Origin of the sequence: Lysinibacillus odysseyi 34hs-1 = NBRC 100172 (assembly GCF_001591965.1) — a bacterium.
Taxonomy (GTDB): domain Bacteria; phylum Bacillota; class Bacilli; order Bacillales_A; family Planococcaceae; genus Lysinibacillus_B; species Lysinibacillus_B odysseyi.
Window position 1 is genome coordinate 388602 of record NZ_BCVX01000004.1, and the last position, 23805, is coordinate 412406.

General features: G+C 40.3%; 22 protein-coding genes and 1 pseudogene. 9 read left to right on the forward strand and 14 right to left on the reverse strand.

Annotated features, from left to right (window positions below):
• The first annotated feature begins 89 nt into the window (after positions 1 to 89).
• Both BOD01S_RS09105 and BOD01S_RS24025 read left to right on the forward strand, forming a co-directional pair.
• Positions 90 to 650: a DUF5366 family protein gene (locus BOD01S_RS09105; RefSeq protein WP_036156889.1), complete on the forward strand. Its 561-nt coding sequence runs from the start codon at positions 90 to 92 to the stop codon at positions 648 to 650.
• A 268-nt stretch (positions 651 to 918) separates the two neighbouring features.
• Positions 919 to 1190, forward strand: a pseudogene (locus BOD01S_RS24025) (hypothetical protein); the annotation flags it as partial.
• Here BOD01S_RS24025 and BOD01S_RS09110 read toward each other — a convergent pair.
• Both BOD01S_RS09110 and BOD01S_RS09115 read right to left on the reverse strand, forming a co-directional pair.
• On the reverse strand, positions 1180 to 3030 hold the full coding sequence (locus tag BOD01S_RS09110; RefSeq protein WP_036156887.1) for a transglycosylase domain-containing protein: 1851 nt from the start codon (positions 3028 to 3030) through the stop codon (positions 1180 to 1182). The pseudogene BOD01S_RS24025 and the gene BOD01S_RS09110 overlap by 11 nt on opposite strands.
• Positions 3031 to 3084: 54 nt before the next feature.
• Positions 3085 to 4302 carry an MFS transporter gene (locus BOD01S_RS09115; RefSeq protein WP_036156885.1) on the reverse strand — a complete coding sequence of 406 codons (1218 nt, stop codon included), beginning with the start codon at positions 4300 to 4302 and terminating at the stop codon, positions 3085 to 3087.
• A gap of 287 nt (positions 4303 to 4589) precedes the next feature.
• Here BOD01S_RS09115 and BOD01S_RS09120 point away from each other — a divergent pair, with 287 nt between their 5' ends.
• Both BOD01S_RS09120 and BOD01S_RS09125 read left to right on the forward strand, forming a co-directional pair.
• The gene (locus tag BOD01S_RS09120) at positions 4590 to 5177 is read left to right on the forward strand and encodes a peptidylprolyl isomerase (RefSeq protein ID WP_036156883.1); all 588 of its coding nucleotides are present in this window, start codon (positions 4590 to 4592) and stop codon (positions 5175 to 5177) included.
• 21 nt (positions 5178 to 5198) lie between these two features.
• Positions 5199 to 5423 carry a hypothetical protein gene (locus BOD01S_RS09125; protein WP_036156881.1) on the forward strand — a complete coding sequence of 75 codons (225 nt, stop codon included), beginning with the start codon at positions 5199 to 5201 and terminating at the stop codon, positions 5421 to 5423.
• Positions 5424 to 5472: 49 nt separating this feature from the next.
• Here BOD01S_RS09125 and BOD01S_RS09130 read toward each other — a convergent pair whose 3' ends face one another.
• The 8 genes from BOD01S_RS09130 to BOD01S_RS09165 all read right to left on the reverse strand — a co-directional run bounded on the left by BOD01S_RS09130 (position 5473) and on the right by BOD01S_RS09165 (position 14400).
• Entirely contained in the window at positions 5473 to 6663 is a 1191-nt protein-coding gene (locus BOD01S_RS09130) for an MFS transporter (protein WP_036156879.1), read from the reverse strand.
• A 21-nt stretch (positions 6664 to 6684) separates the two neighbouring features.
• The gene (locus BOD01S_RS09135) at positions 6685 to 7956 is read right to left on the reverse strand and encodes a TRAP transporter large permease (RefSeq protein ID WP_036156877.1); all 1272 of its coding nucleotides are present in this window, start codon (positions 7954 to 7956) and stop codon (positions 6685 to 6687) included.
• Positions 7937 to 8425 (reverse strand): TRAP transporter small permease, encoded by a 489-nt coding sequence (locus BOD01S_RS09140; protein ID WP_244887297.1) that lies wholly within the window; start codon positions 8423 to 8425, stop codon positions 7937 to 7939. The genes BOD01S_RS09135 and BOD01S_RS09140 overlap by 20 nt, the downstream gene beginning before the upstream one ends.
• A gap of 75 nt (positions 8426 to 8500) precedes the next feature.
• The gene (locus BOD01S_RS09145) at positions 8501 to 9544 is read right to left on the reverse strand and encodes a DctP family TRAP transporter solute-binding subunit (protein WP_036156873.1); all 1044 of its coding nucleotides are present in this window, start codon (positions 9542 to 9544) and stop codon (positions 8501 to 8503) included.
• A gap of 70 nt (positions 9545 to 9614) precedes the next feature.
• Positions 9615 to 10652 (reverse strand): DctP family TRAP transporter solute-binding subunit, encoded by a 1038-nt coding sequence (locus BOD01S_RS09150; protein ID WP_233153071.1) that lies wholly within the window; start codon positions 10650 to 10652, stop codon positions 9615 to 9617.
• Positions 10653 to 10831: 179 nt separating this feature from the next.
• Positions 10832 to 11500, reverse strand: coding sequence for a response regulator (locus BOD01S_RS09155; RefSeq protein ID WP_036156871.1), 669 nt, complete (start codon positions 11498 to 11500; stop codon positions 10832 to 10834).
• 2 nt (positions 11501 to 11502) lie between these two features.
• Positions 11503 to 13038, reverse strand: coding sequence for an ATP-binding protein (locus BOD01S_RS09160; protein WP_244887298.1), 1536 nt, complete (start codon positions 13036 to 13038; stop codon positions 11503 to 11505).
• Positions 13039 to 13230: 192 nt separating this feature from the next.
• Positions 13231 to 14400, reverse strand: coding sequence for a MalY/PatB family protein (locus BOD01S_RS09165; RefSeq protein ID WP_036156867.1), 1170 nt, complete (start codon positions 14398 to 14400; stop codon positions 13231 to 13233).
• Between the two features lie 80 nt (positions 14401 to 14480).
• On the opposite strand from BOD01S_RS09165, the gene BOD01S_RS09170 reads away from it, so the two are divergent.
• A complete protein-coding gene (locus BOD01S_RS09170; RefSeq protein WP_174523072.1) occupies positions 14481 to 14741 on the forward strand; it encodes a DUF1871 family protein in 261 nt (86 codons plus the stop codon).
• A gap of 79 nt (positions 14742 to 14820) precedes the next feature.
• Here the strand turns inward: BOD01S_RS09170 and BOD01S_RS09175 are convergent, their stop codons facing one another.
• A complete protein-coding gene (locus tag BOD01S_RS09175; protein WP_036156865.1) occupies positions 14821 to 15030 on the reverse strand; it encodes a helix-turn-helix domain-containing protein in 210 nt (69 codons plus the stop codon).
• Between the two features lie 365 nt (positions 15031 to 15395).
• Positions 15396 to 16721: a sodium-dependent transporter gene (locus BOD01S_RS09180; RefSeq protein WP_036156863.1), complete on the reverse strand. Its 1326-nt coding sequence runs from the start codon at positions 16719 to 16721 to the stop codon at positions 15396 to 15398.
• 244 nt (positions 16722 to 16965) lie between these two features.
• On the opposite strand from BOD01S_RS09180, the gene yugI reads away from it, so the two are divergent.
• The 3 genes from yugI to BOD01S_RS09195 all read left to right on the forward strand — a co-directional run bounded on the left by yugI (position 16966) and on the right by BOD01S_RS09195 (position 20783).
• Positions 16966 to 17340, forward strand: coding sequence for a S1 domain-containing post-transcriptional regulator GSP13 (gene yugI / locus BOD01S_RS09185; RefSeq protein ID WP_036156860.1), 375 nt, complete (start codon positions 16966 to 16968; stop codon positions 17338 to 17340).
• Positions 17341 to 18273: 933 nt separating this feature from the next.
• The gene (locus BOD01S_RS09190) at positions 18274 to 19518 is read left to right on the forward strand and encodes a Glu/Leu/Phe/Val family dehydrogenase (RefSeq protein WP_036156858.1); all 1245 of its coding nucleotides are present in this window, start codon (positions 18274 to 18276) and stop codon (positions 19516 to 19518) included.
• 110 nt (positions 19519 to 19628) lie between these two features.
• Positions 19629 to 20783 carry an iron-containing alcohol dehydrogenase gene (locus tag BOD01S_RS09195; RefSeq protein ID WP_036156856.1) on the forward strand — a complete coding sequence of 385 codons (1155 nt, stop codon included), beginning with the start codon at positions 19629 to 19631 and terminating at the stop codon, positions 20781 to 20783.
• 94 nt (positions 20784 to 20877) lie between these two features.
• Here the strand turns inward: BOD01S_RS09195 and BOD01S_RS09200 are convergent, their stop codons facing one another.
• A complete protein-coding gene (locus BOD01S_RS09200) occupies positions 20878 to 21837 on the reverse strand; it encodes a cation diffusion facilitator family transporter (RefSeq protein ID WP_036156854.1) in 960 nt (319 codons plus the stop codon).
• 56 nt (positions 21838 to 21893) lie between these two features.
• Positions 21894 to 22610: an MgtC/SapB family protein gene (locus tag BOD01S_RS09205; RefSeq protein ID WP_036156851.1), complete on the reverse strand. Its 717-nt coding sequence runs from the start codon at positions 22608 to 22610 to the stop codon at positions 21894 to 21896.
• A 78-nt stretch (positions 22611 to 22688) separates the two neighbouring features.
• On the opposite strand from BOD01S_RS09205, the gene BOD01S_RS09210 reads away from it, so the two are divergent.
• Positions 22689 to 23603, forward strand: a complete 915-nt coding sequence (locus tag BOD01S_RS09210) for a DMT family transporter (RefSeq protein WP_036156849.1) — start codon at positions 22689 to 22691, stop codon at positions 23601 to 23603.
• Positions 23604 to 23805 lie beyond the last annotated feature (202 nt).

Here is a 23805-nt window from a genome sequence, read left to right on the forward strand (position 1 = left end):
CTACAATCTGTTTCTGGAGTTGATAGAAAGAGGGTTTTTTCAGTATTATTAAATATGTAGGAATATAGAAAAACGGGGTAAAAAAATCAATGAAAAATCCATATTTATATGGCTATCTACCGCTTTTTACGATTTTGCTGTTTAGTTTAACATTCGGTATTTATGCAGTAACAGAATCAATGGGGATTTTGCAGGGAATCGGTATTTATGCCGGTATGCGTGAGTTCCTTTCGGAGATGGAGCTGAAGGTATTTTTACTCATCTTATTTTCTCTCTGTTTCTTTATGCTATTTTCGGCGTTAAAGCTAATAGGAGAGACAGTGCATGAGCTGGGTATGCTTTTCTTTTCAAAAGATTATAAAGGGGAGACAATGAGTGCGGCACGCGGAGGATATGTTATTTTCTTTGTCGGCGCACTACTGTCGACTTTCGGTATTCAATCGGCCGTTATATTGTTCGCTGTGTTTGTATTGACCGTTGCTGTGTATTTTGTTTATACGATTTATAAAATGAGCTTCTTTATGAATATGACAGGATTGATCGGCTTGATCTTTTTTGAAATATTAATTTGGGCATTATTGAGCACGACGATTTTATACATACTTATCAAGCTTTATAACGGCATTATCGCGAGTCTGCCGTTTATGTGATCAAAAATAGCTGCACTTAGAACACCTTTCAAAATAGTGTTGTTGTGGACAACGAAGGATGATCCGGCAGTTATAAATATGTAAAAAGGGCTGGGGCAAAAAACTAGCTGAATAATAAAAGACAATCATGATTTTTCCATCATGGTTGCCTTTTGTTTTCTATGGAAATATCGCTCTCCGTTTCGCGGCCGAAACGGAGAATAACTTCCTTCTATCTCTACTCAACGTTTGGCCGTGAACAAAAGGATCATTCTTTACTAACATAGTAGAAGCAACAGCACTGATCTACCATCAACGTAAAATGAACGTGGGGCCATTCTTCGGATTTTTAAAAGCTAATATAGGTTTCACTCGATTTTCTATACATGGGAATCGAAGACCAAAAATGAAATAGGCCTCGCATTCATGGCCTCAAATGTAAGAATGGGGGGATTCCCCTTGTTTTTATATGAAAAATCTAAAGGGTGGGTTGCCACAAACACCCCGCCCTTTGATAGGAGACGGAACATACTTATGTTCCAACATCTTTTTAATCCATAATAGCATTGAATATTCTAAAATGAATGCGGCTTTTTTCAAGATTTTGCATATTACGTGGTTCATCGTAGCCGGTCCAGATGGCAGTCGTATAGTTTTCTGTGAGCCCTGCCACCCAGAAGTCCTTGTAGTCATTTGTTGTGCCGGTTTTAGCTCCGATGTAGGATGTACTAGTAGATAAACCAATGCCTGTGCCTTTTTGGACGACGTCAGTTAGCAGGCTTCGCATATGACGTACTGTTTTCGCTGACCAGATGATTTTTCGTTCATCCGCCCATTCATAAAGCGTCTTTCCTTGGAGATCTGTCACTTTCCGAATGGCTCTTGCGGGCACATAACTTCCATCTATAAAACTTGTATAAGCATCTCCCATTTCCAATGATGTGACACCATATGTCAGTCCACCGAGCCCTGCAGAGAAATTACGGTCTTTCTCTACGATGGACTGGAAATGAAAGCGGTCTATAAAACCGAATGCCTGCTCCAAGCCTACCTTGTTGAGAAGACGTAGGGCACTTGTGTTATAGCTCCAGCTAAAGGCTGTAGAAATGGAAACATTTCCATAGACGCCGCCGCCATAATTCTGCGGACAAAAGTTACCGATGCAGTAGGGGGCACCGCTAATGATTGATGAGGGCGTATAGTGCAGCAGCTCAATAGCAGGTGCGTAATCAATTAATGGTTTGAAAGCAGAACCCGGCTGGCGGGGTGCCTGGAAAACACGATGCAGATTCAGTTTTTCGTAGTTTCTCCCGGCAAACATGCTGACAATTTCCCGTGTTTGATTGTCGATGACAACAGCACTTGCTTCTATACCATAAGGAGAAAGAATTTGATTAACAGCTGCTTCATCCGCTGCTTGCTTCTCGGGCAAAAGAGCAGTGTATATTTTGATTCCACTCGCTAGTAACTCATCTATACGGGCATCTAATTGCAACGAGATGAGCTTGCGTTCCTCCGTATTGTCTGTTTTGGCCAACCGCTCATCAAAACCTTCTGACTGTGATACGAGCCAACGCAGCTCCTGTAAGACATAAGTGCTATAAGCCGGATGATGCTGCAATTTCTTTTTGATATGAAGTTCGATCGGCTGCTGTTTGGCAGTTGCTGCATCTTCTAGAGAAATAATATGATTTTTAGCCAGCGTATCGAGCAGACGCTCCTGCCTAGCCTTTGTATTATCATAGTTCTTCAATGGATCATAAAGGCTTGGATTGTTAGGGATGGCTGCTATAAAGGCAAGTTCAGCTACAGATAAATCACTGAGCGGGCGGCCGAAATAGTAAGTGGCTGCCCCTGCAATTCCGTATACTTGATGGCCAAAATAGATTTCATTCAAATACATCTCAAGAATTTCTTCTTTGCTATACATTTGTTCAAGCTCATAGGCATAGAACAATTCCATCAGCTTTCTCTCATATGTTTTTTCTTCAGATAAATAACGCATCCTCACAAGCTGCTGGGTAATTGTACTGCCTCCCTGCTGCATGGGTCTTCCGGCAGAGTTGGCCATGACAGCCCGAGCAATGGCGCTTACGTCAAAACCGATATGATGAAAGAACGCAGTATCTTCACTATAAATAAAGATATCCTTTACAATCTGTGGGAACGCATCATAGTTGAGCGGCTCACGCCATTCAACGTATTCCTCGCTGAATATTTTACCTTTATCATCGAGCAATGTAACAGGCAGCTGGGCCTGCATTTGCGGAAGATGAATAGAGGCTTCTAGTTTTTCTTCGTGTGCTTTAGCAGCGGCTACTTCCTTCCATATTTCGTTTCCTACAACTAGTAATGAAAGAACGGAACAAAAAATTAGGAAGTACCCGAAAGTCTGTTTCATTTGTTTTCCTCCAACAGTTCACATATAGCAAGAATACCATAGTTTTACTGTGCATTATACGTGATTTTTAAGGAGGTCATCCATATGCTGTTTTGGCAGTTTCTGTAGATAATAAATAACAACAAAGGCAATGAAAAAGAGCAGTCCGGTCGAGTAGAAAACAGCTGGGATGTCCCAGATACCACTAATTACGCCTCCTAATACAGGCCCAATAATATTTCCTAGGAAACGAAAGCTTTGGTTGTAACCCATAATCTCACCCTGCACATCAACAGGTGCTTCACGTCGAATCAGTGCAGAGGTAATAGGGATAAGACCACCTACTACTATGCCAAAAAGAAGACGCAGGGCCATCAGCTGCCAAAGGGCTGTAACAAACGCTTGTGGAATAATGAAAACAACACAGGAAATCAGTAAATATTTTAATACCTTTTCGTATCCGACACGATCACTCAGTTTCCCCCAAAAACGGGCAAATAAGATGTTCCCAAGACCTGTTGCACTAAACGTAATACCTGCAAGCAGGACCACTTCTTCGGCAGCTGTCAGGTGGGATACATAAAGAGATAGAAGCGGTTGAATGCTGAAGTTGCCAATTTGGATTAACGATGTGACCAGCATGACATTGAAGATAAGCCGGTGATGGAAAATGGCCCAGATCACATTTTTTCGTGAGTATACGGCAGATTTTACTTTCCGCTCCATCTTTGGTTCATGAACACTTAAGATGATCAGTAAACCGGCGAGCGTAATCGTAATGGCAGTAAGGATGAAGGTATAGCTGAAACCTACTGCATCTGCTAACGCTCCTCCAATGACAGGGCCGAAAAGTGTACCACCGACACTGCCCATTTGTAAGGTGCCCAGTGTTTTCCCTGCTACTTCTTTTGGTGTATGTTTGCTTATAAAGGCTATTGAGGTAGGGATGAATCCTGTCACAACCCCCATAAATAACCGCAGAAAGAAAAACTGCTCCACATTTTGGACATAGCCCATAAGAAAAATACTTAAAGCAATCCCGAAGGAGTTAATGATCATAATTGGCTTGTAGCCGTATTTGTCTGCTATCCGACCCCAAATAGGAGACATCAGAAAGGCTGTAATAAAGGTAGCCGCAAAAATAAGCCCCGCCCATTTTTGCACGTAACTTTCCGTAAAATTCCCCATTGTCTCGATATAAAGTGATAGAAAAGGCATAATCATTGTGGCAGAAGCAGCTACGATAAAGTTAGAAATGAAGATGACGATAAAATTGTGTTTATTCGTTTGCATTATATCTCTACTTCCTATCTATAATATAAATTTTCGCCTATTTAGTATAACTTATTTCGGGTTACGAAGGAAATGTTCTGTTTAAATGCTAATTCCTTCTCTATTCTTACCCGTTCTTCATACGGCTTAATACCGTACTTTATAGAACAGGCAATGTTAAGTATCCCCGTATAACCGGCTAAAAATGAAAGATGGATTCAGGCATGACTAAGCGGAAAAAAACGACAAGGTATGGTACACTAAATCGAGGTAAGAAACACCTAGACTTATTTAAAGGAGAGACAAACATGCTTCCACAATTAACAAAAGAATTAAATCCCGGTGAAGTACTAGTAGAAATGAAAACAACAATGGGGTCACTAAAAATTAAACTATTCCCGGAACAAGCACCAAAAACTGTAGAAAACTTTTTAGGTCATGCTAAATCAGGTTATTATGACGGCATCATTTTCCACCGAGTTATCCCGAATTTCATGATCCAAGGCGGAGACCCTACAGGTACTGGTATGGGCGGCGAATCCATTTGGGGAGGTACATTTGAAGATGAGTGCGTGCCGGAGCTATTAAATATCCGTGGGGCTCTTTCAATGGCAAATGCAGGCCCAGGCACAAACGGCTCTCAATTCTTTATTGTGCAGGCTCCACAAGTAGAAGTATCGATGTTAAAACAAATGGAAGTACGTGGATGGGGCAAAGAAGAAGTAGACCTTTATAAGAAAAACGGCGGTACACCTTGGTTAGACGGTAAGCATACTGTATTCGGACAAGTAATTGAAGGTATGGATGTTGTTGACAATATTGCGAAAGTTGACCGTGATATGCGTGACAAGCCGAATGAAGATGTTAAAATTGAATCGATCACTGTTTTTGAATAATAACGAAAGAAGTGTGAGATTATGGAAAAGTTGATCCTTAACTGGGGATTCCTGTATTTCCCGGAGGATAAGACGACTTATATTCCGGCTGCTATTGAAATGCTTTTATTATTTCTTATCGTCTTTTTTCTGTTTAAATGGCTGCGAAAAAATTCAGCAAAGCAAGCTGCAGAAGCACAGAAGCTGGAAGAACGTGCATTAAAAGAACGCGATAAACGAATAGAGATCGAAAAGAAACATCTTTAAAAAAAAGACAAGCCTCAAATTGCAGGCTTGTCTTTTAATTTGGAGAAAATTACATTTTAGAAGGTCTCTTTTTAAGCGAAAAATGTAGAAACAGCGTATAAAAAAGAGGAACTGCAATAGTAAAAATAACAAGACCATTCCAATTTAAAGATGACCAAATCGGGCTTAAAAGGGTACTCCCTGAAGCGACACCGATGTAGTAGGAAACAAGATATAAGCTGGAGGCAAGGCCTTTTTGTGTTTGTGCAGTAGAGGATACGGTACTTGCCGTTAAGGAATGGGCAGTAAAAAAGCCAAAGCATGCAATACACAAACCTGCTATAATCCCTGGTACGGCGGGAGTTAAGGTCAGTGCAAGACCGACTAAGAGAACCACTATGGCACCATTCCGAAGAGACTGCAAAGAAAAACGGTTGGATAAATAGCTGGCCGTCGGTGCCCCGATAATACCAAAACCGTAAGCGAAATAAAGAGCTGAAATAGTATCAAGTGACATCCCGTAAGGCGGCTCTGTTAAGTGAAAAGGCAAGTAGGTCCACATGCCGGTAAAGGACATCTGTAATGTAATGCCCAGACCAAACATCAAAAGCAGCAATGGATTCTTCATATGTCCGTAAAATCCAAGAAAATCAGTTTTCAGCTTCCGTACACCAGGTGAAAAGTTTTTTGATTTTGGTAAAGCAAAGAAAACGAATATACAAACGACAGCCCCGAATGTACTTAGATAAAAAATAGCATGCTGCCATGTCTGATGTTCTGAAACATAGGCCGTCACAACACGGCCGATCATTCCGCCAAGTGCATTGCAGGATATGTAAAAGGCGGTTGCCAGAGCGCTATATTTAGCGTCAATTTCCTCAGCGATATAGGCAAGAGCAGCTGCGGGAACGCCTGCAAGCATAAATCCCTGTACAAAGCGGATGGCTGCGATCATCCCAAATGAATGTGTAAATGGAATACAAATAAAAGTAAGCAAGGAAAGAAACACAGATAGTTTAATAAACAAAACCCGGCCATGGCGGTCAGAAAGAAACCCTAATATAATTAACCCCGCAATCAGTGAAATGGTTGGTAGCGACATTGTCAAACTGGCAGCGGATATAGAAATATTAAATTCTTCCGTATAGAGAGGAAGAAGGGGCTGAACTGAATACATCACAGCAAATATCAACATCGATGCCAGACCCAAACTCAGCACGATCATCCAATAAGAACGGCTTTCTGGTGAATATCCCTTCAAAGCTTCCCCTCCTCAAACAGCTTATTTTTTCATGAATTCCGGCAACCATAAAGATAATTGAGGGAACAGGACAACAATTACTAAAAAGGCAATCATCAGTACGATAAACGGAATGACTCCCTTTACGACTTCCCCTAATTTCTCTTTAGCAATCCCGCTTACAACAAATAGATTCAACCCTACAGGAGGCGTAATCATACCAAGCTCCATGTTAATCGTCATAATAATAGCAAAGTGTACTAAATTAATGTCGAAGTGATACAGGATTGGCAATAAGATAGGCAGTGTAATTAAGATGATGGAGACCGCTTCTAGGAACATTCCCATAATGAAGAAGAGGATATTAACGATAATGATAAACATCCACTTATTCATATCAGATTCAGCAATCCATCTCCCAACCTCTTGCGGTATTTGAGCATTTGTTAAGTATAGGCCAAATAGTGAGGCAGCAGCTACGATCAGGAAAATCATCGATGTAATGTTGATGGATTCAACAATAATTGGCCGTAAATCTTTCAGTTTCAACTCGCGATAAATAAATGCAGAAACGATAAGTCCGTAAACAACAGCAATAACAGCTGATTCGGTTGGTGTTACAATGCCCGAGTAAATAGAACCTAAAATAATAAATGGCAGTAAAGCTCCCCAAATGGCTTTTAACGATTTTCGCCCGCGCTCGGCCATTGTGGCAGGTTCATCACCTTTAAAGCCGTTTCGTTTCGCATAGAAAATGGCAGCGACAATCAAAATGCCAGTTAGTGCTAATCCAGGGAAGAGGCCAGCCATGAATAAGTCTCCAATTGATTGCTCAGAGGTAATCCCGTACATAATCAGCGGAATACTTGGGGGAATAAGGATACCCAGTGTTCCGCCAGCAGCAACGAGTCCCATTGAATAACGCTTATCATAACCGGCGCTGATCATTGCTGGAATCATAATAGAACCAATTGCTGCTGCAGTTGCAGGGGAGGACCCTGAAATGGCTGCGAAAACAGCACAGGCCAAAATTGTTACAACTGACAGGCCGCCCGGTAAATGACCTACCCAGGAGCGGAGGGCTTCAATTAAATAACGGGAAATACCACCCCGTGCCATGATGATTCCTGCCAGGACAAATCCCGGAATCGCCATCATCGGGAAGGAATCGAGAGCTGTAAACATACGCTGTGGCATCATATTCATATTAAAATCCGATTGGAGCAAAACAAAAATCGTAGATAATGCTAAACTGATTGCGACCGGTACACGTAAAAATAATAATACAAAGAAACTAATTAAGAGGGTTAGCATAGTTTTCATCCTTTCTGCGCAGGATGTGAAGCAAACGTTCAATGAAACGCAGCGAGAATAATACGCCTGAAATCGGCAGGATTAAATAGATAATCCACATCGGTATGCCAACGTCAAGAGATACCATGCCGGAAGAATAACGAGCCTCTACTAGAATATAGCCGTAGTAAGTATAAAAGGCACAAAAAATTATACTTAAAGCTGTGGCGATAATATTTAAGAAGAATTTCATTTTCTCGTTTAACCGGTCATACAAAATATCTACCTGGATATGCTGGTTATGTTTTAGAGCCATTCCGAAACCTCCAAATACCCCCCATATAATTGTATAGCGTGCGATTTCCTCTACCCATGCTTTTGGCTCATTAAAGCCGTAACGCATAACAACACCATAAAAAATTAACGAAATGCCGATAACAAAAAATGTCCCCGAAAAGATTTCTTCTGCGTAATCCCAAATCTTTTTCAACATGGCTGTATGGCCCATCCTTTCTATAAGTCTATTGAGAGATGAAATGCCGGCTTATAGCCGGCATTTCACCCATTATTTTTTCAAAGCTTGAATACCTTCAATCAATTCTTTCGTAATTGTCTCGCCGAACTCATCGTAAACCGGCTGTAATGCCTCTTTTAATGCATCACGCTCTTCTTGCGACATTTCATAAACTTCCACAGTTCCTGAATTTTTGATGTTTTCGAATGATTTTTCATTTTCATCAGCTGCTAATTGATTCGCCAATTCCGTTGCTTCTGCTAATGCTTCTTCTACCGAGCCTAATAAGTCTGAAGGAATAGACTCCCAGAATGTTTTATTAACGAAGATTGCATAGTCAAGACGGCCATGTGCTGTAGTCGAAAGATATTTTTGTACTTCTTGATATTTTTGTGTATCAAAGTTATTGAATGTGTTTTCCTGGCCATCTACTGTCCCTTGTTGTAAAGCTGCATATGTTTCACCAAATGCAATTGTGGCAGACCCTGCATCTAATGCATGGAATTGGGATTCTAATACTTTACCAGCCTGCGCACGGAATTTAAGCCCTTTAAAGTCTCCTACTTTCACAAGTGGATGTTTATTATTAGAAAAGTGCTTGAAGCCGTTACCCCAGAATGAAATACCTTTAATATCGTTTGCGGCTAATTGATCAGAGTTTAAAATCGTTTGTGCTACCTCTGACTTGAAGAATGCCTGCACATGCTCGTCATTTTCAAAAAGGAAAGGCATGTCGACATACTGCCAGCGCGGGTCGATCTTTACCATCTTTGTTACAGAAGGTGCAATCATATGCACGTTCCCCGATACTAACGCATCAAGTTCATCGTTATCACCATATAAAGAAGAAGAAGGATACACTTCAACTTTTACACGGCCTTCTGTTTTTTCGTCCACTAGACGAGCAAACTCATCAGCAGCTTTTCCTTTGACAGATTCAATTGATGTTACATGAGAAAACTTAATTACCAATGGTTTTTCTGCTGTGTATTGATCACCGGAATCGGATGAGCCTTTATCTGCATCATCGCCGCCGCATGCTGCCAACACTAAAACAATAATGCTTAGAATCGACATAAAAATCCATTTTTTCATGTGATTTGTCCCCCTGATTTCTCTAAATTAATATGTTAAAAGAACGTGGTGTCCTTTATAACCAAATGTCTTACGAAAACTTTGGAAGCGCTTTTATATAACGGTCTGGATATCGCATTTTATAAAAGTCGTAGACAGGGTCAAAAGCCTTTTCCCAACGCTTCTTTTCTTCCTCAGGCAATGTGTAGATTTCCACACATTCACACTGCTCGATTTCCTCCTGCTTTTGAATGTTCAATTCATTTACCAAATCCCACTCCCATTGCTGGACTTCCTGTAAAGCGCTTACTAAAATGGCCTGCACATCTGGTGAAAGGCTATTCCAGAACTCATAGTTAAAGAGGAGCAGATAACCTAAATAACCATGATCGGATATCGTTAAATAGTGCTGGAGTGAATAAAGGTTTTTGCTGGAAATATTGGATAGTGTATTTTCCTGACCATCAATGCTTCCTTTTTTTAATTCATTAAAGACTGTATTAAAATCAATCTTTTTTGAATTGGCGCCAGCTATTTCAAATTGTTTATATAATATGTCGCTTGGCATAATCCGCATATTCAGCCCTTTCAAATCGGAAAAGGTGTAGATGGGATTTATGTTATTGCTTAATTGTTTAAATCCGCTGTCCCATATACCTACTGAATATAGATTGTGCTTTTGCAGTTTTTCAGTCAGCTCCTGCCCAACTTCACTCTGCAAATAGTCATGAACTTCCTCTAATGACCGAAAAGCATAAGGCAGGTCGAGCACCGATATTTCAGGAACAAGGTGAGTCAGTTTTGAGGTAGCCGGTGCGATCATTTGAATATCGCCGCGCATCAATGCCTCCAATTCTTCGCTGTCTTTATATAACGTCCCGTTTGCAAAAACTTGTACCTCTATGTAGCCGTTACTGTATTTCTTTACAAGCTCGGCGAATTTTCGAGCTGCTGTTCCTTTTGGAGTATCTTCACCGACAACGTGGGAAAAGCGAATGACCAGCCGCTCATCTTCACTAAGCTGCTCGTAGTCTGTAGGATACGATTGATTATTTTGACAGCCTGCCAATAGCAATAAGAACAAACAAATGGAAAGGAAACAGTAAGAGCGTGTAATGATTTTCTTCAATCTAACACCTCAAACCTTTATGAGATTAATTGAATTGTAAATAAAATTACAAAATAAACAATATTATGTTAATAAAGAACATTTTGGTCTTTTTGATATATAACAAAAGATATTTTAATATAACTGTTATAATACATAATAAAAACGCCTGTATCATTTTGATACAAGCGTTTTAAGCATTACTTTAGAGAGTAGTATTTCGTTGGGCGTCCGACTGTGCCGTATTTTAGTTCAATGACTACTTTCTCTTTATGGGCCAGGAAATCAAGGTATTTCCGCACCGTTACCCGTGCCATACCAACGTTTTGAGCAAGCTGCTCAGAAGTGACAGCCGAATCTACCGCCTGCAGACCTTCTACAATTTGCTTCATCGTCATCTCATTTAACCCTTTAGGAAGACTAGCCTCCTCTTCTTTAAGACCAAGCATACTGTCTATTTCCTGCTGGCCATATAAACCATTTACAGGCTGTTGTTTACTATAACGGATATAATCCTGCAAAGCACGGTGGAAACGCTCAAAGCGGAAAGGTTTAATCAAATAATCAAAAGCCCCTAATCGTACTGCCTCTTGAACTGTCGGGGCATCACGTGCAGCCGTAATCATAATAATATCAGATGGAATTCTTTCATTCCGTAAACGAAGAAATAAATCCATTCCTGAAAAATCGGGTAAAAACATATCAAGCAAAATTAAATCCGGCTTCAACTGCAAAATCTTTTCGTACGCATCCTTTGCCGTTGAAGCTTCACCTATACAGACAAAGTCATTTATTTTACTTAAAAACCCTTTGTTTACCTCCAAAACCATCGGATCATCTTCTACTATGAATACTGAAAGCTTTGTCATACTTATTCCACCCCGATTTTAATCGTCATTGTAGTTCCTATGTCAATAGCCGATTCTATTGCAACTATCCCATTATTGGCTTCTACTAATTGCTTAACGAGCGCAAGTCCAATTCCTCGGCCATCCCGTTTTTTCGTGCTGTAGCCATATTCAAAAATTTTTTGAGAATGGCCGCTAATACCACAGCCGCTGTCCTGTACCTCGATAAACAGGAAATTTTTGTTTCCCTGTAATAGTAAATGCACATCTCTAATATCACGCTGAAGGCATGCCTCCATTGCGTTATCCAAAATGTTTCCTAAAATGGTGACAAGATCCCCGCTTGAAATCCCATTTTTAAAGTCTGAGAGAAACGATGTATCGTCAATGGTTAAGGAAATGCCGAGTTCCTTTGCCCGCGAGTATTTACCTAACAGAAGACCTTGAATAGAATAGTCAAAAATTTTATCGCGTAAGGTCTGAATGAGTTCTTCCTCGTCCGTTATTTCATCAATAATCAAACTTACTGCCTCCTCATTCCGGTCTAATTGAATTAACCCTGCAATACTATGTAACCGATTCATATATTCATGCTGCTGGGCACGAAGGGAATCTACTAAAATCTTGATTCCTGTCAGCTCCTCCGCTAAACTATGAGCTTCCCGGCGGCTGGTCATCATAATAAGATGTCCCACTAACTTATCATGTGCTTGAATAGGAAATGTCCTTACCAGATACATTTGGTCCTGAATGAGAAGTGGGCGGTGACTTTCATGCTTTATAAGCTTTTCTTCCGCCACCCACGTATTCTTGAACAATTCCTGCAATGTAGTAGTTGTGCCAAAAAAGTGTGTATATTGTCGTCCCAATCTATTAATAAATGTGATATGCCCTTCTTCATCTGTTGCTAAAATCCCTACATCCATTGCCTGCATCATACTGGAACGCTCCTCGACGATCCGGGCAATTTCGTAAGGTTCCAAATTCAGCGTCTGCCGTTTTATATGATTTGCTACTAATATGGAGCCGATTAACCCGATGACAAGCCCCCATAATAAGGACATCATAATATCTGTTCGGTATTGTTGAATCAAGTGGTACCATTTAGGTGATAGAATACCAACATTTACTACCCCAATTTGTCTTGAACCTTCTATATTCATGATAGGGACGAATGCACGGATAGAATAGCCCTGCACACCGTAGGCTTTAGAAATATATTCATGCTGTGATAGAGATTCGGTTTGGTCGCTTCCTTCATATAAGGTGCCAACCTTCGCTTCAGAAGGATGGGAATAACGGATCCCATCGGTATCAAATACAACGATATAATCTACATCGGTCGCAAGACGGATACGTTCTGCAATCGGTTGGATGGTTTCTAAACCTTGCGTAGTACCTACTGTCTGCTGAATTTCCCCATGCAGGGCGACTGTTCGGGCGATGGCTATGGCCCGTGACCCGAACTCCATTTCAAATGCATCAGAAATATTATGCAACATGATAAAACCACTTGTGACTACAGAAAACAATACGATAAAAAATGAAAAAATAAACATTTGCAGACGAAGCGATATATTTTTTTTAAATCTTTTTCCTAAAAAAGGCATGGATTCCTCCATTAAAAGTGAAATATATTTCTATATTTTATCATAATTAAGAAAAAATTGATTATTCTTTCATAAGAAACGAGCGTGCCCTATGAAATAGGACACGCTCGCCGGGAGGGGAATAGAAATGTAGAGAATACTTTATGCGAAAGCCTTCTTAAATCTTTGTACCCCATCTTTAATTGTTTCAAATGAAGCAGCAACATTCATTCGTAAAAAGCCGCGTCCTGCCTCGCCGTACTTAGTACCCGGCTCGAGGGCCAGCTTTCCGATTGTCAACAGCCGGTCCATTACTTCTTTTTCTTCTAACCCTGTTGCGCGGTAATCGATCCAAAGCAGGTAGGTTGCCTGCGGTTTTGCTATTTGAATGCCTGGGATGGTAGTCAGCTCTTTAATAATGTAATCCATATTTTCCGATAAGTAGCTTAGCAGTTCATCCAGCCATTGCTCTCCGTGTGTATAGGCAGCATGGATGGCTGCAGGAGCGAATGTATTCAGCTCAAATTGGCCATGTGCAAGGGCATGTTGTTCAAGCTGTGCGCGTAATTGTGCATTTGGTACGACCATCATTGCAGCTTGAATACCGGCAATATTGAATGTTTTTGTAGGGGCAATACATGTAACGATATTTGCCTCCTCAGCGCGTTTTACTGTTAATAACGGAATATGCTTGTTACCATCCATTAGTAGGTCGGCATGAATTTCGTCCGAAATGATAAAGACGTTATATTGAATGGCAAGCTCAACAAGGCGCTCTAAATCCTTTTCTGACCAAACAATTCCCCCGGGGTTATGGGGGTTACATAAAATATACATTTTTACCCCTTGTTTAAAAGTTTCCTCGAGATTTTGGAAGTCATAGTGATAAGTTCCGCTGGCTTCTACTAAATCACAGGAAACGATTTCCCGCTGCTGATGCTTAGGGACATTGAAAAACGGGGGATAGACAGGTGTTGAAACGGCAATTTTATCCCCGGGCTCTGTGAACGTCTCTACTATGCTGGCTATTGCTGGTACAACCCCTTGGTTAAAGAGAATTGTTGCCGGATCAATTGTCCATTGGTGCCGCTTTTTAAACCAGGAAACAATGGATTCCTTACAGTCATCACAAACATAAGAGTAGCCAAACACCGGATGCTCCAAGCGTTTATGCAATGCTTTGATAACTGGCTGAGGTGCAGCAAAATCCATATCTGCTACCCACATCGGCAAAATTTCCGAGGCGTCAGGGATACTATAAACCATATCCATTCTGTCCCATTTTACTGAGCGTGTACTTCTTCTTACATAAGCTTCATCAAAAATTGACATACTATCACTCTTTTCTTTTTGGTAGTATCATAGTTATGTTATCATACAAAATAATGAAAAGAGTAGTCAGGGGAGTTACTGTGGAAAATATTGAAATGAATAAAAAAGCTGTAGCAATGCTTGCAAAGTGGGACCCGTTTAAAATAGGTGAAGACAATTATGATACGGAGACAGCGGATGTAGTGGCAGCCCTTCAGGAGATTGACGATCCAAGTAAGCTGGGAAAAGTCATTCAGCAAGTGTATGAGCTTTCGTTTGAACAATGGATTCCGTTTGAGGATTGTGTGGAAATCGCCCGCAAGCTGATCGCCATAAAATATGAGGCAAAGTGCATTATTTAAAAAACTCGGCAACTGCCGAGTTTTGTTTTTCTATTGAAGCTAGATCAATTGCCCAGGAAGGATAGTGAGGGGCTTGGAGTTATTTTTCTACTGTATCCATTAAATTAGAGGCAGGTACTTCTAGAACGGTCGATAATTTCAGGATGGTTTGAATGGAAGGTGTTAACTCACCTTTTTCGTACATTGCCAATTTTTCGACCCCAACCTGCGTTTTCAGTGATAAATCCTCAAGAGACCAATTTCGTTCTTCCCTCAGCTGTTTTAATAACTCATGGAGCACGATTTTCATAAAGTGAGCACATCCTTTCGAATTTTTACTATATAAGTTCATTATAATACGTAAGCATTTCGATAAATGACCCTTTTATGTCTAAAAACTGAAATTTAAAAGCTTGGCCCGAAAAATAGGACCAAGCTTTCAACCTGTTGACAAACGCTTTCATCCCGCGTTGCTTGCCTCGCTCGTCCGCTCATGAACTTAGGTTCTATTCGCGTCTTCGCTCATCGGCGCGCCTTGTCTGGCAAGCGTTTTCAGGACAGGTTGGGTTAAACTTCTTTTTGCGGCATTACAAAAAAATACGTGAAGACAAAGTCATAAAAAGACTTTGTCTTCACTCTAAAAGCTTGGCCCGAAAAATAGGACCAAGCTTTTTCTTATGCAAAAGCGCTTCTTATTAAAATTATGAGTATCGCAATCGGTGCCAGGTAACGTACAATTGTTAGCCAAATGGTAAAAAGAAGTGAGGAGGAATTAAGTTCCTGCTGTGAGACCTTTTTTGAATAATGGAATCCAGCAAATAATGAAATCAATAAAGCCCCAATCGGCATCAAGATACTGCTTGTTATATAATCAGCAAAATCAAAGAAGTTTTTTCCCATGATTGTAAAGTCGCTCATTACCCCGTAGGAAAGGGCACTCGGAATGCCGATAAGGAAAATAATAGCAGCGAAAATCCACGAAGCCCGTTTACGGCCTTCCGTCTTCTGTCCGATTCCGATTGCTACTACAACTTCCAGCATGGCAATAGCAGAAGTGACAGTTGCAAATAGTATTAAAATAAAGAAGATAATCAAGAACAGACCGCCCATTGGCAATTGCTCAAATACAGCAGGGAGAATAACGAACACGAGCCCTGGCCCTTGCTCCGGTGAATAGTCAAGTGCGAAAACAGCTGGGAAAATAACAAGACCAGCTAATATCGAAATAATGATATTCATGACTGCCACGTTACCGGCAGAACTTACGATATTTTCTTTTGGAGATAAATAGGAAGAGTAGGTAATCATCGCTGAAACGCCGACACTAAGAGAGAAGAATGCCTGTCCGAGTGCTAGTAACAGCGTTTTGATATTTAAATATGACCAATCTGGTACGAACATGAACTTTATGCCTTCCATGGCACCGTCCAACGTAACAGAACGGATAAATAACAGAATAAAGAAGATGAACAGCAAAGGCATCATCCACTTACTCGCGACCTCGATACCTCCTTTAATGCCTGCTTGGACAATTAGTAAGGTTAATAACATAAAGGCGCCTTGGGCAATGAGAACTTCTAGGGGATTTGCAATGATATCGCTGAATAAAGAAGCGAAGTCCAAACCCTGTCCAGTTAATTGTAATGTAACAGCACGGAATAGATAGCTTAAAATCCAGCCGCCTACAACACTGTAAAATGATAGAATGATACCGCATGCTATAAGCCCGAGCCAGCCGACCATATACCACGGCTTACCGGGTGCCTGTGTTTTAAATGAATTGATTGGATCAAGCTGACCGCGGCGACCAATCATAAATTCTGCAATTAAAATAGGAAGTCCGATAATGACTGTACATAAGATGAACAGCAAAATGAAGACACTTCCTCCATTTGTTCCTGCCATATACGGGAATTTCCAAATTGCCCCAAGTCCGATTGCACTACCAGCTGCTGCTAATATAAAACCGATCTTGGAGGCGAATTGATCTCTAGATGACAAAGTAAAACCTCCTTAAAAGTAAAAAACGTATTCATTTTAACGCATTTCCTTATGAAAACATAGTTATTCTCTAAAAATTTCTTATATTTACCGTGCAGGTTCGCTGTAGATAAAACAGGGAAGGAAAGGAAACGGAAGAAAAGTGGAGTAGATATACGGGACATTCTTTGTGGCATATCTCCCTATATGTTATAATTTAACATGACATTTTCGTATATAAGTAAAGAGAAAGTAGGATTAAGCTATGGCAAAAAAATATGAAGTAGGTGACGTGCTAACCGGAAAAGTTACAGGTATCCAGCCGTACGGGGCATTTGTGGCATTGGACGAACACACACAAGGGCTTGTTCATATTTCGGAAATTACGTATGGATTTGTAAAGGATGTACACGATTATTTGAAGGTTGGCGATGAAATTACAGTAAAAGTACTAGAGGTGGATGGTGAGGAGAAAAAAATCAGCTTATCCATCCGTGTATTGCATGAAGCTCCACATCCGAAAAAACGTGAGCAGCTGCCGCGTAAATCGCTTCAGGATAGGGTAGATGAGGACGATGCAAATGGTTTTCAAGTATTAAAAAGCAAGCTTCAGGACTGGATTGACCAATCAGGAGAGTAACGGGTCTCCTTTTTAGCTAATATAGAGAATGGTAAGGTACAGAGAATGCTTTTCTTTGTGCCTTTTAATTTTGAGGAAAAAGGGTAAGCATTAGAAAGGATAGTAATTTGCTATATAGATATAGCAGAAAAATTCCTTCTTTAATTGAGAAGAGTAGAAAGGGATGTGATACAAAATAGAAGCTGTTCACCGGTTTTTCAATAGGCCGAAATGATTTGGCTTATCAAAACGAGTAAAAAATGAAATGATTTTTGGTATGTACTGCCTATATGGTAGCAGAAAAGGGTGCATATCTTTAAAGAGAAAGAACCTATTTCATAATTCAGCAAATAACTAGAAGTCACACGTCTATTTTCCAACGTGACAACCGGCATGCTCATCCAGCGGTGAAAATGGATGTTACAAGAGAAATAGAAAGATGGACGCATGTTTTATTAAAGCTGTACCGGTTATTTGCTGTAGGAAAGGGAGTTTTTCTTTTTGCTGCTATAGCAGGCAATAGAACTGGCATCTACTTTATTTAAGGTGTACTCCCGGAAACGGTGCAGATAGTAAGATTTAGTCGCTTCTTCAATTAACAGCTTCATAGATCTATCTGAAAGTAAGAAGGCATGGCCGGAGCTGAATTTTTGGGAGTCGTTAATGTGCTTGGAACCAATTTATAAAGAGGGCGTTCTTATTGTTTAGGACATTGTATGCATACAAAAATAGTATTTGAGAATTTTTAATTGGAAATTGACATGGTAATGACTTTATTAGGTCGAAAATCACTAATTATTTGCGATAATTAACACTTAATGTAAGCGCAACCATGACTAAACGAACAAAATCTCAAAAGTGTTCAAAATGTGACAAAATAATAGCCCACTCTTATAAGAAGTATGTTACAATGTTGGCGTTATCAATAATTAAATTTAAAGAGGCGAATTTATAATGGCTGAAAATTTAAACCTATTCACATCAACACAGGAAGTTATTCAGGACGCGTTAGGCAAGCTTGGTTATGACGAAGCAATGTATGATTTACTAAAAGAACCGCTACGTTTATTAACAGTACGCATTCCTGTAAAAATGGACGATGGCACGACAAAAGTATTTACTGGTTATCGTGCACAACACTCTGACGCAGTAGGTCCAACAAAAGGTGGCGTGCGTTTCCACCCAATGGTTAGCGAAGAAGAGGTAAAAGCACTTTCCATGTGGATGACATTAAAGTGTGGTATTGTAGACCTTCCATACGGAGGAGGTAAAGGCGGTATTATCTGCGATCCACGACAAATGTCTATGGGTGAATTGGAACGTTTAAGCCGTGGTTACGTTCGTGCAATTAGCCAGGTAGTAGGACCGACTAAGGACATCCCGGCACCGGACGTTTTCACAAATGCACAAATTATGGCATGGATGATGGATGAATACAGCCGTATGGACGAATTCAACTCACCAGGCTTTATCACAGGTAAACCGATTGTTCTTGGCGGATCACAAGGCCGTGACCGTGCAACAGCTGAAGGAGTAACAATCGTTATTCAAGAAGCGGCGAAAAAACGCAACCTGGATATTAAAGGTGCCCGCGTTGTAATCCAAGGCTTCGGGAATGCAGGAAGCTTCCTTGCAAAATTCATGAGTGACTTAGGCGCGAAAGTAATCGGTATTTCAGACGCTTACGGTGCTCTTCATGATCCGAACGGATTAGATATCGACTATTTATTGGACCGTCGTGATTCATTCGGAACTGTGACAACACTATTCGAAAACACAATTACAAATAAAGAACTTCTAGAATTAGACTGTGATATTTTAGTGCCTGCTGCTATTGAAAATCAAATTACAGCAGAAAATGCACATAACATTAAAGCTGATATTGTTGTAGAAGCTGCAAACGGCCCTACAACAGCAGAAGCAACAAAAATCCTAACTGAACGTGGAATTTTATTAGTACCGGATGTGCTTGCATCAGCTGGTGGTGTAACAGTATCTTACTTTGAATGGGTACAAAACAACCAAGGGTACTACTGGACAGAGGAAGAAGTACACGAGAAATTATACCGTAAAATGGTGGATGCGTTTGAAAATGTTTATACAACAGCAACAAACCGCAACATCAATATGCGTCTAGCAGCATACATGGTAGGTGTCCGTCGTACGGCTGAGGCTTCCCGCTTCCGTGGATGGGTTTAATATGTTTAAAATAGAGCTGTGTGAGTACTCACACAGCTCTTTTTTTATGGTCAGGAAATAAGACCTGCCAAAAAGAGATAAATTAATTATTAAAAAAGAGGTGTTGGGATATGAATAGTTTTACGTTTTGGAATCCAGTCAGATTGCATTTCGGCAAAAATAGTATTGAACAGCTGGAAAAAGAAGCGCTTCCTTATCATAAAGTGTTGATTGTATATGGGGGCGGCAGTATTAAAAATAATGGTGTATATGATGATGTGACAAAAGCGTTGGCAGGAAAAGAAATCTTTGAACTGTCTGGTGTCGAGCCGAATCCTCGTGTTTCCACAGCCCGAAAAGGGATTGAAATTTGTAAGAAGGAAGATATTGACCTTGTGCTTGCAGTTGGGGGAGGTTCTGTAATCGATTGTGCGAAGCTGATTGCTGCCGGAGCGAAAATTGAAGAAGACGCCTGGGATCTTGTAAAGAAAAAAGTTATTGCAACGGAAGCTCTACCATTAGGCACAGTATTAACTTTAGCTGCCACGGCATCTGAGATGAACTCAGGCTCCGTGATCACGAATCTAGAAACGAAGGAGAAGTTAGGATGGGGCAGTCCTGCTACTTTCCCAACATTTTCGATTTTAGATCCTAGCTACACATTTACTGTACCGGTAGATCAAACCGTAAATGGTGTAGTAGATACAATGACACACATTTTCGAACAATATTTTAACAATGCAGAGAACACACCTATTACAGATGAAATGAGCGAAGGAATTTTACGCACAATTATTGAAGTGGCACCAAAGGCACTAAAAGAACCGGCTAACTATGAATACCGTGAAACATTAATGCTTGCCGGTACAATGGGGCTGAACGGCTTTTTATCCATTGGGTCTAGAGGGGATTGGGCAACTCATAATATCGAACATGCTGTTTCTGCCTACTATGATATTCCACATGCGGCGGGGCTGGCCATTCTATTCCCAAATTGGATGCGTCATAATCTATCTGTCAATCCAGCACGATTTGCTCGGCTGGCAGAGAAGGTATTTGGTGTTGAGCGCCAAGGACGTTCTGATGAGGAAGTAGGAACGGAAGGGATTCAGCGCTTAAGTGAATTTTGGCAATCGATTGGGGCACCAAGCCGTCTAGCGGATTATAATATAACAGAAGCTGAGTTTGACGGTATTATTGAACATACGATGTTTAATGGGCCATTCGGAAACTTTAATAAGCTTGACCGGGAAGATGTGCGCGCTATTTTGGAGGCTTCTTTGTAATACATTTACCGGGAAAAGTCCGTCTCATATAAGAAAATATCAGCGTCAATAATTAAAACAGGCCTCCTTTATTCATTAAAGGTAGGCCTGTTTATCAATTATTTTTCCAAAGGGTAATTTTGTCGTCCTCATCAAACGCGATTGTAACTTTTGTAACCCCTTTTTGAGCCATGATTAATTTTGTTAGTTCATCCCGTACATCATCGAGATAGGCGAGGGACAATTCGGGGTCTGTCTCCGCTACTAATTCTACATGAAGAAATTCCCCTTCTTTTACAACTTCCAAGCGGGCTAAATCCTTTACATGAGGATCCTCCATCACAAGTTGTCCGATGTGAACCATCATCTCTTCATCTGTCTCACCGATTGCTCCTCTTGCATTATCAAGGAAGACCCTGCCTACTACGTAAAACATCATAAGTCCAATAATCATTGATACCAGTCCCTCAATACGATGAAACCCTGTAAAATAGGCGATAACAATAGCTGCGAATGCTAGTACGTTCCCGCTTGTCGCTACTAGATCTTCCATCCATACAAGCTTGGTAGCCGGTTTAGCTCGGTTCAGATATTTAGCGGAGATAGGAATTGCCATGATGGCGGTATGCTGGACGTTCACGTCATGTAAAATTTCCTTGGCGGCTTTATGAAGAACATAACCTTCTAAAGCAATCCCAATTGATAAAACTCCAAGGGCAATAAGCGTGCCGGTGGATTCATTGGCTGGATGCATAAAGTGATGCCATCCTTCTTTAATTGTTTCATAGGAAAGAATTGCTACGATAAGGACGGCACCAAGACAAACAAGATTGACTACCCTTCCATAACCGTTTGGAAACTTAGGGGTAGGTGCTTTTTTGGATAATGCTGAGCCAATGTAAACAAAAAATTGATTTGCTGCATCTCCTAATGAATGCATCATCTCTGCAAACATGGCGACATTGCCAGTAAAGAAAAATGCCACCCCTTTAATGAGGCCTAAAAATAAATTGACCAATGCAGCGATAAAAGAAGGCTTGTTCCCTTCCTTTAAAAGTAGGAAAAACTGTCCCATACATCAACCTCCTTACTTAATAGAATAAGTTGCCCTTTATATCCTTCTCCAATACATTAGAAATCAATCTCAATTCTTTCGATAAATTCTAGCTCATGTAAAATCGTGTAGATCCAGAATGTATCCTTTGGAATGAGAGTAGAGAAGCGGATGTTTACCTCATGCCTGAAAATATTATCTTTCAGAGGAATATCGCGGATGCCGACATGTTCCACTACTAGATCCAGCTTTGTCATTCTATCGATTAAGACTGGTAGCTTAGAAATATCAGTGATCATTACCTTTAATGATAATTCCCGCATACGCAATCTTTTAGGCCCAATCTTTATAAGAAAAGGGGCGATTAGTTCGATACCAAAAACGACAATAAGAACAGTAGCGAACGCCTGGAAGTAAAAGCCGGCCCCGACTGCAATTCCGATACCTGCTGCTCCCCAAATCATAGCGGCTGTAGTCAATCCTGTTATACTGTCATTTCCGCGTCGCAAAATAACTCCGGCCCCTAAGAAACCGATCCCGCTCACTATCTGCGCTGCTAAGCGTAATGGATCCATAGTGATATTAATATCATCTCTTGCAGGGGTCATATAGGCCGTTTCAATAGAAATAGTCGTAAGCAAACAGCTGAATGTAGCAATGACAAGACTGGTTTTTAAACCGACGGGCTTCTTTTTCAATTCCCTCTCAATCCCGATTATTAAACTTAACGTGCCGGCAATTACTAACTTGATTAATATTTCAATAGACAACGAATCACTTAATAAGAAATTCATATTATCATCCTTTCTCGTATTTCGTATTGCGAATGAACGCATTTGAGGTAAAATAAATAAAGCTAAGGGGGTGAATAGATGTTTAATGAAAAGGCAAGACCTTACATAGCGATTATTATTGGGGTATTCTCAGTTTCAATGTCAGCCATTTTTGTGAAGCTGGCAAATGCTGAATCAGCTGTAATTGCTTTTTATCGTATGTTTTTTTCGATCCTTATTATGAGTCCGTTATTTTTCTTGAAATATAGGAAGGAGATAAAACTCCTTAATAAAAAGGATTGGATCTTCTCGGCAATCGCTGGCGTCTTCTTGGCATTTCACTTTATTTTATGGTTTGAATCATTGAATTACACTTCAGTAGCGAGCTCTACTGTATTGGTTACCCTACAACCGCTGTTTGCATTTATCGGAACATATATATTTTTTAAAGAAAAGGTGTCGCTCCAAACCATTGTAGCAGGCAGTATAGCAATTATTGGAAGTTTTCTAATCAGTTGGGGGGATTTCCTTGTCAGCGGCTCTGCCCTATATGGGGATATACTCGCGTTGATTGCTTGTGCCCTTATAACAGGTTATCTATTATTTGGTCAGGATGTACGGCAACGATTATCGTTAATAACTTATACAATGGTTGTATATAGCGTGAGTACAATATGTCTGTTCTTTTATGTACTAATCGCGGGGCAATCATTTGGCCCGTATGAATCGACAGATTGGTTTTGGTTTGGCATGCTTGCGATTGTTCCGAATCTGTTAGGTCATACATTATTCAATTGGTCATTAAAATGGGTGAGCACTAATACTATTTCTATCGCTATATTATTTGAGCCGGTTGGCGCTGCAATTTTAGCATATTTCATTTTTGCAGAAAAACTAATTAGCTCTCAAATAATAGGAGGTATAGTTGTAGTAGGAGGTATATCGCTCTTTATTCTAGATTTTAAAAAGATGAAAGTTTTTTTGAAAAAACTATTGCAAAGCGCAAAAGTATGATGTATATTATTACTTGTCCTTAACGAGAGAACAATGCACGGAAGTATTGCAGAAAAATATTTTCAAATAGTGTTGACATCGAATTAAGGATGAGTTAATATAATAAAGTCGCTGCTAAAAAGCGGCAACGAGATGAACTTTGAAAACTGAACAAGCAAGACGTTAACAATAATTTTCTTTCTTAATAGAAAGAGACAAACGT

Bases quoted from the DNA above. Each gene is read 5' to 3' on its own strand.
- BOD01S_RS09105 (WP_036156889.1), top strand. From the start codon at position 90: ATGAAAAATCCATATTTATATGGCTATCTACCGCTTTTTACGATTTTG.
- BOD01S_RS09110 (WP_036156887.1), bottom strand. From the start codon at position 3,030: ATGAAACAGACTTTCGGGTACTTCCTAATTTTTTGTTCCGTTCTTTCA.
- BOD01S_RS09115 (WP_036156885.1), bottom strand. From the start codon at position 4,302: ATGCAAACGAATAAACACAATTTTATCGTCATCTTCATTTCTAACTTT.
- BOD01S_RS09120 (WP_036156883.1), top strand. From the start codon at position 4,590: ATGCTTCCACAATTAACAAAAGAATTAAATCCCGGTGAAGTACTAGTA.
- BOD01S_RS09125 (WP_036156881.1), top strand. From the start codon at position 5,199: ATGGAAAAGTTGATCCTTAACTGGGGATTCCTGTATTTCCCGGAGGAT.
- BOD01S_RS09135 (WP_036156877.1), bottom strand. From the start codon at position 7,956: ATGCTAACCCTCTTAATTAGTTTCTTTGTATTATTATTTTTACGTGTA.
- BOD01S_RS09145 (WP_036156873.1), bottom strand. From the start codon at position 9,544: ATGAAAAAATGGATTTTTATGTCGATTCTAAGCATTATTGTTTTAGTG.
- BOD01S_RS09155 (WP_036156871.1), bottom strand. From the start codon at position 11,500: ATGACAAAGCTTTCAGTATTCATAGTAGAAGATGATCCGATGGTTTTG.
- BOD01S_RS09160 (WP_244887298.1), bottom strand. From the start codon at position 13,038: ATGTTTATTTTTTCATTTTTTATCGTATTGTTTTCTGTAGTCACAAGT.
- BOD01S_RS09165 (WP_036156867.1), bottom strand. From the start codon at position 14,400: ATGTCAATTTTTGATGAAGCTTATGTAAGAAGAAGTACACGCTCAGTA.
- BOD01S_RS09175 (WP_036156865.1), bottom strand. From the start codon at position 15,030: ATGAAAATCGTGCTCCATGAGTTATTAAAACAGCTGAGGGAAGAACGA.
- yugI (WP_036156860.1), top strand. From the start codon at position 16,966: ATGGCAAAAAAATATGAAGTAGGTGACGTGCTAACCGGAAAAGTTACA.
- BOD01S_RS09190 (WP_036156858.1), top strand. From the start codon at position 18,274: ATGGCTGAAAATTTAAACCTATTCACATCAACACAGGAAGTTATTCAG.
- BOD01S_RS09195 (WP_036156856.1), top strand. From the start codon at position 19,629: ATGAATAGTTTTACGTTTTGGAATCCAGTCAGATTGCATTTCGGCAAA.
- BOD01S_RS09200 (WP_036156854.1), bottom strand. From the start codon at position 21,837: ATGGGACAGTTTTTCCTACTTTTAAAGGAAGGGAACAAGCCTTCTTTT.
- BOD01S_RS09205 (WP_036156851.1), bottom strand. From the start codon at position 22,610: ATGAATTTCTTATTAAGTGATTCGTTGTCTATTGAAATATTAATCAAG.
- BOD01S_RS09210 (WP_036156849.1), top strand. From the start codon at position 22,689: ATGTTTAATGAAAAGGCAAGACCTTACATAGCGATTATTATTGGGGTA.